A 15,233-nucleotide genomic window follows, 5' to 3' on the forward strand; every position below is an offset into this window, starting at 1 on the left:
CTTAAAAAGAGAAAGGGTGAACAGAAGAAATTACAAAACCCGAACAGAAGCCAGAGCTGATGTATTTGATTACATCGAGCGATTTTATAACCAGAGGAAGAAGCGTAAGCTAACTCAGAATGCTCTTAACTGACTGTCCGTGGAAACGGGGTAAAACCAAATAGACGCTAAAGCAACAGAGCAAGAAATTTACAATGCGACTAAGCAAGATTATGAAAGCTATATGCTATCGAAATCAGACTTCGAGGTTTCAGATGTAAAAACCTTTGATTGGAATAGAGATTCGAATGGTTTTATGTATGCAACTGCAGATAACCCCAACTTCAATGGAATAAGTGTCCGAAGCTGTGTTATTTCTATTCTTTCAGTTAGATAAGATATCTCCTGAGTCTACTACTTGGAGATAATGGGCCAATAGACCTATTGGCCCATCTCTCGGATTAGTTCATTGCTTTTACATTCGATGAACATTAAAGCAATGGAGCCCCATTTACCCCAAGATGCTATGGATCTATTAGATTTCGGTCTGATCTGAATCTTGGGTGCTATCTGATTCCCCTTGGTACTCTTCGTGATTAGGATTCAGCTGACTAGAGTGGTTATCCAGACTGTCCCAATATGCATCATTATTGGGATTCATGCTGTCACTACGATCATCGTTTGGTGTTCTGCTCATTTTTATTTCCTATTTGGGTTTTTCGCTGCGCCGATTTGGCCATTCCGGTGAGCATTGGTTTTGTTATTGCCTGTTGTGCCTTTATTGCGGTTTTTTGCATCTGCTCGCTGATTGTTTCGGTTCGTTGGTTTCGTCATATGTCTGCCCTTTTTGATTGGATGAGGTTGCAGAGTAAGTAACGAACCCTCATATTCCTAATTAACACTAGGAAACAACTTGTTAACTTTGGTTAACTCTCATGGAATCAGAGGCTTATGAACCTAAAAGAAATGTTGGATGTTTTAACGCGTGATCGATCTTATGATGATCGTAAGGTGCTGAATGGGGTTGATTTGATTAAGACTGCTAATCAACTTGGCCTTAATTATGATCAGATCGCAGAGTTATGTGGCGTTTCGAAAACAACTATTTCTCATTGGGGAAACAAGGATAAAAAGCAATTGCCTAGGCGATCTCAGGTAGAAAAGTTACTGAGTCGAATTGGCTATGGGCGTTTCGAATGTGATCTGGAGCCGTTGAGTGATGATGCTATCGAATACCGAAGAGGTGTATCGACAATTGCTGCCTGCATTTTTCTTCTAACTATTCTTGGTTTTGTTTGGTATGTTGCTTGGAAGCCGTGTTCAGACAGCTGGGAAGAATGCAGTGCTCTGCCTTGGTACGAGAGACCATTATTTACATCTTATAAAGCTAAGCAAAATATCGAAGATTTTCGACAGTATATGAAGCAAAAAGAGCATGGTGTTGCTGAGTAGCAAAAGATATGAGACTTCGTTCGAATCGTCGTATTCGATTTGAGATATTGGATACTCAATGGAATCTCATAACGGTTGATATCCCTTGCTATTTCGGAGCTCTTCGTATTGCGCGAAATGAGATTCGACAAGATCATTGCGGATGATGGAAGGCAGTTTCAATTGAGATGAAACTGCTGATCAGATAATAAAATACGGAATTCACCTTGTGGATTCCGTTTTTTTTGTCCACTTCAGTCAGCGATGGAAGTGATTTTCCCGGCATAGCAAAGGTTTTTGTTGTATTTTCGGAAGTTCTTTCTATTGGCTTGATCAACTAATCTTTCCAGTAGACTACGTGCATCATTCTTTCTAAGCGGTTACTACTGCCTCTGGATATGGACGGAGCGTTATCGAAATGGCGAAGCCTGGCTCTGAATAGTAAGCTTGCCGTTAATCAGAGATGTGCCACGTCTTAGTCATAGCATCCTATAGTTATAGTCCGCCCAGCGATTTTCCCCCCTAATTTTTTGGAATAGATACGTTGGTTATGGTTGCCATTAAGTTGAATATTCCGTTAGTTTTTTTGTCGGAGTCATGACCTATCCAGTTTGCCTATCTGTATTGCTGGTAGAGTGGAGTATGACAGAGATCTGAGTAGGAGCTATTCAAGGTGGGTTTACCATCTGCATTACTGTTTTTGTTGGTTACTTCATTTCTCCGTGATTGTTATGACACTCGTATTGTTTTCGTCTTTTCACCTGATGGTCGCTTGAAGCTCATTTCTGTTTACTCTGGTAGCTGAAGGTTTTCGGTCTGCTTGATTGCTACCTGGTCTGGTCGGGTTTGCTCAGGTAGGAACTTATACAGCGTCAAGTCTGCTTGTATCGTTGCATACTCAACCAGGAAAGAGGGGGCGCTATTGGTAGAGTATTAGCGGGAATGTTGGCAGTTATTTGTAGATGGAGACCCGGTCGATTAAGGTTAGTCTCAAGCAGGGCCTCCTGGCTCTTTCTTAGGTGATATTCGATACTCTTAACTCAGTGCCTTTTGGCCGCTTAAAAATGCTCAGATGAGCTTTGTGGCCCCAGCAAGTAGGGCGCATTCGTTTAGATGTAGGTCAGAACATTTTAATCCGCATACGATTGAGCAGGGTAGGTGGTAGCTCTTATTGAGTTTGCGATATCTTATTTTTCTTTTTTTCCGGGCAGAAAAATAGATAGGAAAAAGACAAGAAGGCAGCAATTAAGATGATTTGAGAGAATTCTAGAATTACTTTAATCACTGAAAGCAGGTTCCAAAATACGGCTAGAAGGGTAGGGTTCTCAATACCCGTTAACAGGTATGGAATCATGCCTAAAGCATAAATGATGACAGATATTGGTATAAACGACAGTAATCCACCTGCCAGTAACCGGCCCGTATTTTTTTGTGTAAGCCGCCAGGACTCCTTGGCCTTGAACTTTTTAGAGTCTATTGCGATTGCAGGCAGTATTAGTGTGAAACGATAAAGTGCAACTGCTGTAATGATCGAAACTATTGCCAAGAAGCCCATGATGATAATGGGGTTTCCAACAAACCGTACAAACCTGTTGGAGGTACTTAAGAAGTAATTTGCAGCTATTGCTGGCCCCATGATTATAAATGTTGCAAAAATCATAATTGATAAATAGGCAATGACAGGTCTGTTTAACGGTGCTCCCAGGCCTCTCGGCTGTTCTTTTAGGATAATAAACCGATGCCATGCCACAGCGATTGCTGCAGTCACTAATACCTTGGCTATAGAGCTTGTTTGGGCGTAGAGAGGTTGCTGCTCAACCAATGCGTAGTATCCGACAGCTGCAGAAAAGGAGTAATAAACAATGAACCATGACCAGCACAGTTTCACTGCAGTCGAACTGTTTTCCAGGAGACTTTGGTATGCAACTTTTACCGTTTGAAAGACCGGTAGTTTTTCCAAAATAATGACCTCCTTAATTCAGATACATCCCAGGCGAATGAAAGCAGACCATTGCTTTCTCTATATCCACAATAAACACTTGGTAGCTGATTGAGGAGAAGATAGCCGTTGATTAACAGCAGATACTCCAACATATATTTCGATGCATTAATCTAAGCTTAGGTAAACTACCGGCGGGTGTAACACTCTTTTTGAAAAATATTGACTCTAACAAATGGGTTCAGATGGAAGTGCTTAGGTTTTTAGAATGCCTGTTATGAGTTATTTTCTGATTACCCTAACTTTGGCACCATGCTAGATTTTCATGGAATGTTTCACGTGGAACATCAGTGACAAGCGTTTGAAGTCATAGATGTCGAAAACCAGTTGAAAGAAGTTTGCAAAAATTTGCAGATGTTTAATATCAATGAATCGTCGTTTTCTATTCTAGATAATGGCTGATGTTTCACGTGAAACATCAGCCAAGGGTAGGAATAATTCTTACTGGTTTGCTGTGAGGATGTAAGTTGCGGCTGCTTGCAAATCATCAACGATTATTACGTTCTCAATGTCGAGTCCTTTAGCTAGAGTCCGCTCTCCCTTTCCTGTTCGCACAAGAATCGGTGTGCAGCCACGAGCAAGTCCAGCCTCCAGATCCCGTTTGCTGTCGCCAACAATAAAAGCCCCCTCTGCTGATTGACCAAAATGTTTCTCAATTTGAGTGATTAGACCGGGGGATGGCTTGCGGCATTGACACCGATCATCAGGGCCGTGAGGGCAAAAGAATATGCCATCGATATGTCCGCCAGCGGCGTTTACCAGTGCTTCCATCTTGTTGTGCATTGCCTTAAGGGTTTCCAGCGAAAAGTAGTTACGAGCGATACCGGATTGATTGGTGGCGACGGCGACAAGGTAACCAGCACTAGATAGTTGCGCGATTGCTTCGGCACTTCCGGGAATAGGTATCCACTCATCAACGCTTTTTATGTAGTTGTCCGAATCTTCGTTAATGACGCCATCGCGGTCAAGAATTACCAATTTGTTCATAAGATTCCTGAAGGGTTTTTCTACCAGAATACTGTGGATAAAGTAGATACTGCTGCTCGCCGTAATCCTTGTTAACGAAGATAGAGGTAGCGACGATAGGTTTAAGGGAAAACTATTATAGCACTGAGTAGTCGGTTGAGTTGTTTTGCATTGTCGGTATCTGATTTGAGCAGGCACAAAAAAACCGGCGCGAGGCCGGTTTTGAATTGCTGCGAATAATTAGCCCAGTAAGGCTATATCTGCGACCAGTAAGAAACGTGATCGTAGTTGGCTTAGCAACCTAATACGATTATCACGAACTTTCTCATCATCCGCCATGACCATCACTTTATCGAAGAAATGGTCGACGCTGGCTTGTAGCTGGGCGAGATTTTCCAGAACAGCCTTATAATTTGCCTCAGCCATTAACTCACCTAAAAGTGAGTCAAGAGAACTGAGTTCGGTATGAAGCGCTCGCTCTGCGTCTTCTTGCATAAGAGTGGTGTCAACAGCGACTGAACCGGGATCTCCTTGCTTTGCCAGAATGTTAGAAACTCGCTTGTTGGCAGCTGCAAGAGCTTCGGCCTGCGGTAAAGTACGGAAATGATTAACCGCTTTCACACGGTTATCAAAATCCAGTGGGCTGGTAGGATTCTTCGCTTTAACAGCCAGGAATATTTCAGCAGGAACACCTTCATCCGAGTACCAGGCGCGGAACCGTTCCAGCATAAACTCTAATACTGTTTTTTCTAAACCGTCGCGAGCGGGTAGGTCTGCGTAGTTATTCGCTGCCTGTTCCAACAGTTCCAGTAGGTCAAGATCCAATTCTTTTTCAACCAGAATCCGAAGAGTACCGAGCGTTGCACGTCGAAGGGCAAAGGGGTCTTTGCTTCCGGTAGGGGGCTGGTTGATTCCAAACAGACCGACCAGAGTATCAAGCCGATCGGCGATTGCGATTGCTTGTCCTGTTTTGCTGTCCGGCAAAGTATCACCAGCAAACTTAGGCAGATATTGCTGGTAGATTGCAGCAGCGACTTCTTCTGGCTCACCATCGTTTGTTGCATAGTGATATCCCATCAGCCCTTGAAGATCAGTAAACTCCAGAACCATCTCGCTGACCAGATCGGTTTTTGCCAGCATGGCAGCACGCTCGGCCCAGGCAGTATTACCATTGATTTTACCGGCGATGACCGAGGCCAGTTTAGAAACTCGAACAGACTTATCATAGACTGTCCCCAGCTTCGCTTGGAAGACAATCGGCTTTAAACGATCGATACGGGATTCAAGACTATGCTTCTTGTCAGTTTCAAAAAAGAAGGCCGCATCAGCGAGTCGTGGACGAATCACTCGCTCATTACCGGAAATAACCTGCTGTGGGTCCTTGCTCTCAATGTTACTGATGGTAATGAAGTAGGGTTGAATAGCTCCCTCCTCATTAACCACATGGAAGTACTTCTGGTGTTCCTTCATGGAGGACACCAGTGCTTCTGCAGGTACTTCCAGGAAGCGTTCTTCAAAGCGTCCGGATAGCGCTACAGGCCATTCCACCAAACCGGTTACTTCGTCCAAAAGGGCTGGATCTATGACTGCTTTGGCTCCTAGCGATTCTGCTGCCAGGTGTATTTGTTCCTCTATGTTCCTGCGGCGTTTATCGAAGTCGGCTATCACATATCCGCTTTCAGCAAGGGCGCTTTCATACTCAGAAGGTGCAATCAACTCGATGGACTTATTGTAGTGGAAGCGATGACCAAAGGTTTTGCGAGCAGCCTGATGTCCGAGGATTTCTGCATCAAGCACTTCATCACCAAACAGCATGACACACCAATGAGCGGGCCGGACGAATTCGACTTTGCTTGTGCCCCAACGCATACGTTTAGGAATAGGCAGACTGTCCAGGCATTGCTGGATTAATGCCGCCAGCTTTTCATTAATGGGCTGAGCTGGTTCTTGTTGAGAAAAAGCCATTTTGCCGTTTTGTTCTTCCAGCTCATCAATACTGGCTCCACATTTCTTAGCGAAGCCTTCCAGCGCTTTGGTTGGTTTTTTATCCGCGTCGAAGCAGATTTGAACAGGCGGTCCAGTCAGTACTGTGGTCTTACTCGGTGTGTGGGTTGGTAAGGCTGTAGCACGTATTGCCAGACGGCGGGGTGTGGCGAAAGCATGGATCTCCGTTTCGGTTAAAATCTGTTTCGCATCTTTGGCAAAGATATCTGCAAGCCCGGTTTCAAAGCTTTGCATGAAAGCATTAGATAGGGATTTGAGCGCTTTTGGGGGCAGCTCTTCTGTCCCCAGTTCAAATAAAAAGTCACGAAATTCCATTAGCTTTCCTCCCCTGTGTTGGCAAGTAGCTCAGTACGAAGTGCTTCGCTGGCAAGCGGGAAGCCTTTCTGCTTTCGGGCCTCGTAGTAGGCTTCGCAAACGGCACGAGCCAGAGTACGAACACGCAGGATATAGCGCTGGCGTTCTGTGACGGATATGGCGTGACGAGCGTCCAGCAGGTTAAAGGTGTGCGAAGCTTTCATGACCATTTCGTAAGCAGGAAGCGGTAACCCTTTTTCGACTAAGCGCTGACTGTCTTTTTCATACTGATCAAAGCATTGGAACAGGAAAGGGACATCAGCTTCTTCATAGTTGAAGGTGGACATTTCCACTTCGTTCTGATGGAACACATCACCGTAGGTTACTTTGCCACTCGGACCCTCTGTCCATACCAGGTCATAGATTGAATCTACGCCCTGAAGGTACATGGCGATGCGCTCCAGGCCATAGGTAATCTCACCGGTTACAGGGTAACACTCCAGTCCGCCTACCTGTTGGAAGTAAGTGAACTGGGTCACTTCCATGCCGTTTAGCCAGACTTCCCAGCCGAGCCCCCAGGCTCCTAGAGTGGGAGACTCCCAGTTATCCTCTACAAAGCGCACATCGTGAACCAATGGGTCAATGCCAAGGGTTTTCAGTGAGTTCAGATAGAGCTCCTGAAGATTGTCAGGAGAGGGCTTCATTACTACCTGAAACTGGTAGTAATGCTGCAGGCGATTTGGATTTTCGCCATAGCGGCCGTCAGTGGGGCGACGACAGGGTTGTACATAGGCTGCGTTCCAGTTTTCTGGTCCTACAGCTCTCAGGGTTGTGGCGGGATGGAAAGTCCCGGCACCCACTTCCATGTCCAATGGCTGGACAACAACACAGCCTTGATCAGCCCAGTAGTTTTGCAGGGTCATTATTAAGCCCTGAAAGGTACTGGCATCTACGGATAACTTGTCACTCACTCAGATCACCATCTATGGTTGTAGATAACTCAATTCGCCCAAACCGGGCATTATACATGATATCCCCATTAATGCCGGGTCCCGGCGTAATAGAATCACTTAAACAGGTGTGGATAATTCAGTGGATTGTTTATTTAAGTCAGGATTGGAAACTTATGTGAACTGATGGAAAAAATAGCCTTTTCATCGCTTCCTCAGAGGCTGATCTTTGCAGGTTGGAGCTTGCTCTTTTAAGTCTGGAAGACTATCGAATTGAAAAAGGTGAAGTCGATTCAAGTTTTATTGGATGGGGCTGGGATAATTTATCTGGGAATTTGAAACGGTAGTGAAAACTTGCCAGCGCTGAATCGAAGATATCAGCGCAATGTTTTAAACCGGTTTTCTGGCAATTAAATAGGCCTGGTTCCTTAGTCCCCGGGATAAATCTCCGCAATCAGATTCCTGCCTGTATGCGACAGGGATGAGATCGGCAAAAAGCGCAAAAAGCTCACCGGATTCAAGTAGGAAGTCTGGATTAGAGGGACCCGTATTGTCAGTCTTCTGTTGCGTAAACGTCTGATAAAAAATCAGTCCACCCGGTTTTAGTGCGTTACTGATAGCAGAACACAGTGTTCGTTCGAGATATGCCGAAACACAAATAACATCATAGCTTTCAGCTACGGGGGGCTCTTGATTAAGGTCGACAACACGGGCGTTTATACTCAGGTTGTTTTCCAGGGATAACTGTTGGAGCTTATTGATGGCAACTTCAGAGAGGTCCCAGGCCTCGGTGGTGAGTCCTTGTTTTGCCAGCAACAGGGCATTCCCCCCCAAACCACAGGCCAGCTCCAGGGCGCGGCCTTGTGCGGGAAGTAAATGAAGGTTTTCTGTCAGCACTTGTGCAGGACTGTTAGGAGTGCTGCTTTTGAGATAGCGTTGGTTCCATTTGTCTACAGGTGAACTAATCATTGGAATTGTTCCTTTTAGCACAATCACTAAATTATTCTATTGAAGGACTGGTCTGCAACGATCTGTTTGGCTTTCATTCGGCTGTGCATAATTTGGATTTTGTGTGACCCTTGATTTATGACCTTAGATCTATCGCTCTGACCACTTGCAGTAGTGACTATGATTACCGATCAATTTGTATAACCCTTTAACGCGTGATCTTCGCAAAAACTGCTTGAGTGATTGATGCCAAATCCGTTGCGGAAAGCTCAATCTCCAGTCCTCGGCGACCCGCGCTGACAAAGATGCTCTCAAGAGATTGAGCGCTGGCATCAATTACCATAGGCAATCGTTTTTTCTGCCCCAGGGGGGAAATTCCTCCAAGCACATAACCTGTGGCCCGTTGGGCATCCTGGCCATCAGCCATCATGACCTTTTTAGCGCTCAGAGCAGCACCCACAGCTTTTAGATCCAGATTGTGACTGACTGGAACGATGGCAACAGCCAGCTTTTTATTATCACCATTGAGAGCCACCATCAGGGTCTTAAAGACCCGTTGTGGTTCAACCCCTAACTTATCGGCTGCTTCTTCTCCATAGGAGTTGCTCTTAGGGTCATGATCGTAACTATGAGTTTGATAAGCAACCTTAGCTTTTTTGGCTGCATTGATAGCAGGGGTCATGATTTGAATATCTCCATATACCAAGCTCCTGGTGCGGGCAAGCAATTCCTTTATAGCCTGAAAATATAGTTTGAAAAATATTGCCTGAAAGCGAGTACCTTACCGAGTGGGCAACGGGATCACCTGAAGGTGGAATCCGAACTTTAACGTTTCCAGAAGACCGGAGTGAACAGAACCAATAGGGTAAATACCTCCAGGCGGCCCAATAACATGGAAAAGCAAAGTATCCACTTGGCTGCATCTCCGAGTCCTCCATAGTGAATCGAAACCTCTCCCAGTCCGGGTCCCAGGTTATTCAGGGTTGCGCCGATAGCGGTCCAGGCGGTGACCTGATCCAATCCTGTTGAAAGCAGGGCTACCAGCATGACAACAAACACAATCAGATAGACCGAAAAAAAGCCCCAAACGGCTTCTGCTACTCGGTCAGATATGGGTCTGTTACCGACCTTAATGGGTAATACGGCATTGGGATGCATCAGTCGCTTAACTTCACGGGAGCCCTGTTTAAGAATAATCAAAACGCGTATGACTTTCATTCCACCTCCGGTTGAGCCGGCACAACCTCCAGCGAATGCCGCGATAAAGAGCAGGAAGGGTAGCATTGTGGGCCATTGGGCAAAGTCAGCCGTGGCGAAACCTGTGGTTGTAGCGATGGAAACAACTTCAAATATGGCTCTACGGAAGGTTTCCAATCCATTGTAGGTTTCGTGCAGCATCAGCACGATGGTGGTAAACAGAGTAATGCCTGCCAAAATACCGATGTAAAATTTGAACTCTGGATCGCTCCAATAATGTAACAGGGATTTCTGCCGCCAAGCGGTAAAGTGTAAAGCAAAATTGACCGCTGAAATAATCATAAAGAAGACGGCTACTGCCTCTATGACAGGATTGTCAAAGTAACCGATGCTGGCGTCATGAGTAGAAAAGCCGCCGATGGCAACGGTCGAAAAACTGTGAGAAAGTGCATCAAAAGGAGTCATCCCCGCAGCCCAGTAACCCAGTGTGCAAAGAATGGTCAATGACAGGTAGATATACCAAAGAGCTTTAGCTGTTTCTGTGATACGTGGTGTTAATTTTGAGTCTTTGACGGGCCCGGGTGTTTCCGCTCTATACAGCTGCATACCCCCGATTCCCAGCATAGGGAGAATGGCAACCGCCAGTACGATAATTCCCATACCGCCAAACCACTGTAACTGCTGGCGATAGTAGAGAATGGATTGAGGTAACGAATCTATGCCGGTTATTACTGTTGCACCGGTGGTGGTCAGGCCGGAAAGGGATTCAAACACTGCATCGACAATCGATAGATCTGGTGTCTCGGCCAGTATCAGAGGGATTGAGCCGAAAAGTCCGAGTACGGTCCAGAACAGAACCGTTATCAGAAATCCATCTCGAGTCCGTAGATCTTGTCTGACGCGATAAACAGGAGCCCACATGACAAAGCCGGTCAGCAAGGTAATGATGAAAGCGATAACAAAAGGGAATGAAGCACCATCCTCAAAGAGGTAGGAGACGACAATAGGAGGAACCATACTGAAGCTGAAGAGCATCAGCAGGATTCCCAGAATTCTTAGAATGACACGAAAGTGCATATCAAGCTGGCTCCAATCCCTAGAAGAATGTCAGGCCGACCTGGAACAGGCGCTCGACATCCGGGATACGTCGTTTGTCGATCAAAAACAAGATTACGTGGTCATCGTTTTCAACGACAACATCATCATGGGCGATTAGTACTTCATCGTTACGCACAATAGCACCGATAGTCGTTCCAGGGGGGAGGTCGATATCCTCGATGGCCCGCCCGACAACTTTGGAAGATCGCTGATCTCCATGGGCTATCGCTTCCATTGCTTCTGCCGCGCCTCGTCGTAGAGAGTGAACATTTACAACATCCCCTCGACGGACGTGGGTTAACAGACTACCTATAGTGTCCTGCTGTGGTGAAATGGCAATATCAATCACCCCCCCTTGCACCAGGTCTACGTATGCCGGATTATTGATTAGTGTCATTACCGTTCTGGCCCCGAGTCGTTTTGCCAACATGGAGGCCATGATGTTGGCCTCATCGTCGTTGGTTAGTGCGCAAAAAACATCGGTACTTTCGATGTTCTCTTCTAGCAGCAGCTCCTGATCTGAGGCACTGCCCTGAAGTACAATGGTACGATTCAGTTCGTTGGCCAAAAGATTGCAGCGACGAATATTCCGCTCGATCAGCTTAACCTGGTAGTTATCCTCGGTACTACGGGCCAAGCTTGCTCCGATATTCCCGCCCCCTGCAATGATAATCCGCTTATAGGGGGTCTCCAGTCGTCTCAGCTCGCTCATGACTGATCGAATGTCTTTTCGGGCGGCGATAAAGAACACTTCGTCATCAGCTTCGATCAGGGTATCGCCTTGAGGAATTATTGGGCTTCCTCGCCGAAATATAGCGGCCACCCGGGTGTCTACAGCAGGCATATGAGAGCGTAAGTAAGATATTTCGTGTCCGACCAGGGGGCCACCGTAATAGGCTTTCACTGCAACCAGTTGCGCCTTTCCTTCGGCAAAATCCAATACTTGAAGAGCTCCCGGATGCTGTATCAGGCGCTTAATGTTGCGAGTGACCAGCTGCTCTGGACTGATCAATACATTAATCGGAATGGCTTTGTCAGTAAATAATGCATCTTTCTTGGTCAGATAGTCATGGCTCCGAACCCGCCCAATGCGTGTGGGTGTGTGGTAGAGACTAAAAGCGATTTGGCAAGCAACCATGTTTTCTGCGTCGCTGTTGGTCACTGCTATCAACATATCGGCATCTTCTGCGCCAGCTTGCTCCAGCACGGTGGGAGAAGAACCCTGTCCCTGAACGGTACGGATATCCAAGCGATCCTGGAGCTCTCGCAGGCGAGACAGGTCAGTATCGACAATGGTGATATCGTTGGATTCACTGGCAAGATTTTCCGCTAAAGTCGCGCCGACTTGACCCGCACCGAGTATGATGATTTTCATAGTTCTGGGATTATCCCTTTTTATCGATCACGGCGTAGTAAAAGCCGTCATGGCTGTTTTCTTGTGGGAACAGTTGCCGTCCTGCAGAACGTTCAATGCCCCAGTCAGCCTTAACCCTGAATTCAACGGCCTCGGGATGAGTATCCAAAAACTGTTTGATAACCGCTTCATTCTCGTCTGGAAGCACGGAGCATGTGGCATAGACGAGCCTTCCATCGCTGCCCAGCATTGACCAAAGGTTCTCCAGAATGTTGAGTTGTAGCGCTGACAGATTGCCTATATCACTGTTTTTCCTTAATGATTTGATATCAGGGTTACGTCGAATCACACCTGTAGCTGAGCAGGGTGCATCCAGTAAAATCCGATCAAACGGTTGGCCATCCCACCATGAGGATTCCGCTGCATCAGCTGTCTTGAGCTCACAGTTCAAGCCTATTCGCTGCAGATTTTCTTCAATTCGAATTAATCGATCAGGGCTTACATCCAATGCCAGACAGTGGTCGAGATTTGTTTCAGATTCAAGGATATGGCCGGTTTTTCCGCCAGGAGCCGCGCAGGCATCAAGGACCCGTTGCTGTGGCTGAAGATCGAGTAAACCGGCTGCTAATTGAGCAGCCTCATCCTGAACGCTGATCAGTCCCTGGGAAAAGCCGGGAAGTTGGTCAACGTCAACGGGGTTATCCAGAATGATGGCGGTGGCAGCGAACTGACCGAAGTGGTGAGGTATACCCTCCGCCTTCAATCGTTCAGAATAATCCGGCCGACTGATTGCGCTTAGATTGACACGGAGAGTCATTGGAGCCTGATTATTATTTTGCTCCAGTACCTGAGACCAATGGTCGGGCCAGGCATTTTTTATCCGCTTGATTAACCACTGAGGGTGAGCATAGCTGTAGATCGGGTTCTGCTGTAATGTCTGTTGTAGTTCCGGTTGGCGTTGAAAATTTCGTAGAACAGCGTTGACCAACCCTTTTGCCCATGGCTTTTTCTTGAGTTTTACCGCTGCCTGTACTGTTTCACTGATCGCGGCATGGGCAGGAACCCGGCTATGGAGCAGCTGATACAGGCCCATTAGAATCAGTGCCTGTACATCCTGATCTTTTGGCTTCAGGGGTTTAGCCAACAGCCGCTGAGCGATCAGCTCAAGCTGGGGTAAATATCGGAGGGTTCCATAACAGAGTTGCTGCAATAAAGGCCGTTCATTAGCCGGAGTGTTTGTTATCGCGACCGGAAGCAAAGTAGAAAGTGAGGCTTCACGTTTGAGAATTGAAGCCAGTACTCTGGATGCCTGAACCCGAACACTCAGTATTTGGAGACTCATAGTCAGGTTTACGCCTCTATATCAAAACGATTGCCGGGACGAAACAAATCTTGTCTGGCATTGAGCAGGTCGGCAATAAAGAGTTGTTTTTTCCCTGGCAGCTGTAAACTGGTGACTGCGATAATACCATTTCCGGTAGCGACGCTGAGGCCGTCATTGTCGGCAGATATGATTGTTCCTGGTCGTTGATCCGTTTGCCCTTCAAGCAGGTGAGCTTGCCAGATTCTTATTCGTTCGCCATTAAGCTGGCTGTAGGTAACTGGCCAGGGATTGAGTCCTCGAATTTGTCGGTCAAGTTTCTCAGCCGATAGAGTCCAGTTTATTTGACCTTCAGCTTTGAGTAACTTTGAGGCGTAACAGGCAAGGTTTTCATCCTGGGCTTCAGCGGTTATTGTGCCCGATTGAATTTTTCCAAGAGCTTCTAACAGCGCTGTTGCTCCAATTTCTGCCAGACGGTCGTGAAGTGTTCCTGAGCTGTCCTCAGCGGTTATCGGACAAGTCCTCTTGAGCAGCATGTCACCGGTATCCAGGCCTTTATCCATCTGCATGATGGTAATGCCTGTTTCTGTGTCACCGGCAATCAAAGAACGATGGATGGGGGCGGCACCTCGCCAGCGGGGAAGCAGGGAAGCATGGACATTGATACAGCCCAACCGTGGAGTATTTAAAATTGTCTCCGGAAGTAATAATCCATAGGCGGCGACAACCATGATATCGGCATTTAACTGAGCCAGTTTTTTCTGTTCTTCGTCAGGTTTTAAGCTGAGAGGCTGACATACATTAATACCAGATCGAACAGCTAACTCTTTTACCGGGCTTGCTGTCAGTTTCTTGCCGCGACCGGCAGGGCGGTCAGGCTGAGTATACACTGCCACAACTTCATGCTCACTGCCAATAAGGGCCTCCAGGCTGGCTGCAGCAAACTCAGGAGTACCGGCGAAAACTATACGAAGAGGATCGACGGGCTGTTCTTTTGACAGGGATTCGGATTCTGTTGTAGGCATTATAGGTAACGGTTCCGTTTATCTAAAAAAAGCAGGATTGTAAAAACAAACCTGCTTTCTGTAGGAGCTGTTCGGAGTATGACGGTTTCTTGTTGTATGACAACGTTAAGAGTGTTGTCAGGATGAAAAAATGATCGCTGTTAGGCGTGTGCTTCCCGACGGTGTTTCTTTTCCAACTTGGAGCGAATTCGATTTCGCTTCAGTGTGGATAAGTAATCAACAAACAGTTTTCCCTCCAGGTGATCAATTTCATGTTGGATGCAGACAGCGAGCAGGCCTGTTGCCTCCAGTTCATAAGGCTCACCATTACGGTCAAGTGCGCGTAATAATATATGATTGGCCCGTTCTACAGTTTCATAGTATTCAGGAACAGAGAGGCAGCCTTCTTGGGATTCTTCTCGTTCGTCATCCAGAATGTCGTATTCGGGGTTGATGAGGACCATAGGTTCGTTCTTGTCTTCAGACAGATCGATGACCACTACCCTTTTATGAACATTAATCTGTGTTGCAGCCAGCCCAATACCAGGGGCATCGTACATGGTTTCAAACATATCATCGATTAATTGCGTTATTTCGCCATCAACTTCAGTGACAGGCGTAGCCTTAGTGCGAAGTCGTGGATCGGGAAATTCAAGTATGTTTAACAAAGCCATAAGTAAAACAACAC

The 15,233-nt window shown here is 46.5% G+C and carries 14 protein-coding genes; 2 read left to right on the plus strand and 12 right to left on the minus strand.

From position 1 onward, the window contains the following. On the plus strand, positions 1-133 hold a 133-nt coding region (locus BGP75_RS01195), incomplete at its 5' end, for an IS3 family transposase (protein WP_143820949.1). Positions 134-514: 381 nt separating this feature from the next. Here the strand turns inward: BGP75_RS01195 and BGP75_RS27150 are convergent. Beyond that, on the minus strand, positions 515-676 hold the full coding sequence (locus BGP75_RS27150) for a hypothetical protein (protein WP_198939250.1): 162 nt from the start codon (positions 674-676) through the stop codon (positions 515-517). Positions 677-930: 254 nt separating this feature from the next. On the opposite strand from BGP75_RS27150, the gene BGP75_RS01200 reads away from it, so the two are divergent. Continuing rightward, entirely contained in the window at positions 931-1,431 is a 501-nt protein-coding gene (locus BGP75_RS01200) for a helix-turn-helix transcriptional regulator (protein WP_076714250.1), read from the plus strand. 1,147 nt (positions 1,432-2,578) lie between these two features. Here BGP75_RS01200 and BGP75_RS01210 read toward each other — a convergent pair. The 11 genes from BGP75_RS01210 to def all read right to left on the minus strand — a co-directional run bounded on the left by BGP75_RS01210 (position 2,579) and on the right by def (position 15,219). After that, on the minus strand, positions 2,579-3,370 hold the full coding sequence (locus BGP75_RS01210; protein WP_076714255.1) for a glycerophosphoryl diester phosphodiesterase membrane domain-containing protein: 792 nt from the start codon (positions 3,368-3,370) through the stop codon (positions 2,579-2,581). A gap of 480 nt (positions 3,371-3,850) precedes the next feature. Then, positions 3,851-4,423: a D-glycero-beta-D-manno-heptose 1,7-bisphosphate 7-phosphatase gene (gene gmhB, locus BGP75_RS01215; protein ID WP_369832089.1), complete on the minus strand. Its 573-nt coding sequence runs from the start codon at positions 4,421-4,423 to the stop codon at positions 3,851-3,853. 192 nt (positions 4,424-4,615) lie between these two features. Beyond that, positions 4,616-6,694, minus strand: a complete 2,079-nt coding sequence (gene glyS / locus BGP75_RS01220) for a glycine--tRNA ligase subunit beta (protein WP_076714259.1) — start codon at positions 6,692-6,694, stop codon at positions 4,616-4,618. Then, entirely contained in the window at positions 6,694-7,644 is a 951-nt protein-coding gene (gene glyQ, locus BGP75_RS01225) for a glycine--tRNA ligase subunit alpha (RefSeq protein WP_076714261.1), read from the minus strand. The genes glyS and glyQ overlap by 1 nt, the downstream gene beginning before the upstream one ends. 369 nt (positions 7,645-8,013) lie before the next feature. Continuing rightward, positions 8,014-8,592 (minus strand): bifunctional 2-polyprenyl-6-hydroxyphenol methylase/3-demethylubiquinol 3-O-methyltransferase UbiG, encoded by a 579-nt coding sequence (locus tag BGP75_RS01230; protein ID WP_076714263.1) that lies wholly within the window; start codon positions 8,590-8,592, stop codon positions 8,014-8,016. Between the two features lie 187 nt (positions 8,593-8,779). Then, positions 8,780-9,253: a Cys-tRNA(Pro) deacylase gene (gene ybaK / locus BGP75_RS01235; protein ID WP_076714265.1), complete on the minus strand. Its 474-nt coding sequence runs from the start codon at positions 9,251-9,253 to the stop codon at positions 8,780-8,782. 143 nt (positions 9,254-9,396) lie between these two features. Beyond that, positions 9,397-10,845 carry a TrkH family potassium uptake protein gene (locus BGP75_RS01240; protein ID WP_076714267.1) on the minus strand — a complete coding sequence of 483 codons (1,449 nt, stop codon included), beginning with the start codon at positions 10,843-10,845 and terminating at the stop codon, positions 9,397-9,399. 19 nt (positions 10,846-10,864) lie between these two features. Further along, the gene (trkA, locus tag BGP75_RS01245; protein ID WP_076714269.1) at positions 10,865-12,241 is read right to left on the minus strand and encodes a Trk system potassium transporter TrkA; all 1,377 of its coding nucleotides are present in this window, start codon (positions 12,239-12,241) and stop codon (positions 10,865-10,867) included. Between the two features lie 10 nt (positions 12,242-12,251). Continuing rightward, on the minus strand, positions 12,252-13,562 hold the full coding sequence (rsmB, locus tag BGP75_RS01250; protein ID WP_076714271.1) for a 16S rRNA (cytosine(967)-C(5))-methyltransferase RsmB: 1,311 nt from the start codon (positions 13,560-13,562) through the stop codon (positions 12,252-12,254). Positions 13,563-13,570: 8 nt separating this feature from the next. Then, positions 13,571-14,566 carry a methionyl-tRNA formyltransferase gene (gene fmt, locus BGP75_RS01255; RefSeq protein ID WP_076714273.1) on the minus strand — a complete coding sequence of 332 codons (996 nt, stop codon included), beginning with the start codon at positions 14,564-14,566 and terminating at the stop codon, positions 13,571-13,573. Between the two features lie 140 nt (positions 14,567-14,706). Beyond that, positions 14,707-15,219, minus strand: a complete 513-nt coding sequence (gene def, locus BGP75_RS01260) for a peptide deformylase (protein WP_076714275.1) — start codon at positions 15,217-15,219, stop codon at positions 14,707-14,709. Positions 15,220-15,233: the final 14 nt, after the last annotated feature.

The sequence above is a fragment of the Motiliproteus sp. MSK22-1 genome (genome assembly GCF_001968815.1).
GTDB lineage: Bacteria > Pseudomonadota > Gammaproteobacteria > Pseudomonadales > Balneatricaceae > Motiliproteus.

Bases quoted from the DNA above. Each gene is read 5' to 3' on its own strand.
- BGP75_RS27150 (WP_198939250.1), bottom strand. From the start codon at position 676: ATGAGCAGAACACCAAACGATGATCGTAGTGACAGCATGAATCCCAAT.
- BGP75_RS01200 (WP_076714250.1), top strand. From the start codon at position 931: ATGAACCTAAAAGAAATGTTGGATGTTTTAACGCGTGATCGATCTTAT.
- glyS (WP_076714259.1), bottom strand. From the start codon at position 6,694: ATGGAATTTCGTGACTTTTTATTTGAACTGGGGACAGAAGAGCTGCCC.
- BGP75_RS01230 (WP_076714263.1), bottom strand. From the start codon at position 8,592: ATGATTAGTTCACCTGTAGACAAATGGAACCAACGCTATCTCAAAAGC.
- ybaK (WP_076714265.1), bottom strand. From the start codon at position 9,253: ATGACCCCTGCTATCAATGCAGCCAAAAAAGCTAAGGTTGCTTATCAA.
- BGP75_RS01240 (WP_076714267.1), bottom strand. From the start codon at position 10,845: ATGCACTTTCGTGTCATTCTAAGAATTCTGGGAATCCTGCTGATGCTC.
- trkA (WP_076714269.1), bottom strand. From the start codon at position 12,241: ATGAAAATCATCATACTCGGTGCGGGTCAAGTCGGCGCGACTTTAGCG.
- rsmB (WP_076714271.1), bottom strand. From the start codon at position 13,562: ATGAGTCTCCAAATACTGAGTGTTCGGGTTCAGGCATCCAGAGTACTG.
- fmt (WP_076714273.1), bottom strand. From the start codon at position 14,566: ATGCCTACAACAGAATCCGAATCCCTGTCAAAAGAACAGCCCGTCGAT.
- def (WP_076714275.1), bottom strand. From the start codon at position 15,219: ATGGCTTTGTTAAACATACTTGAATTTCCCGATCCACGACTTCGCACT.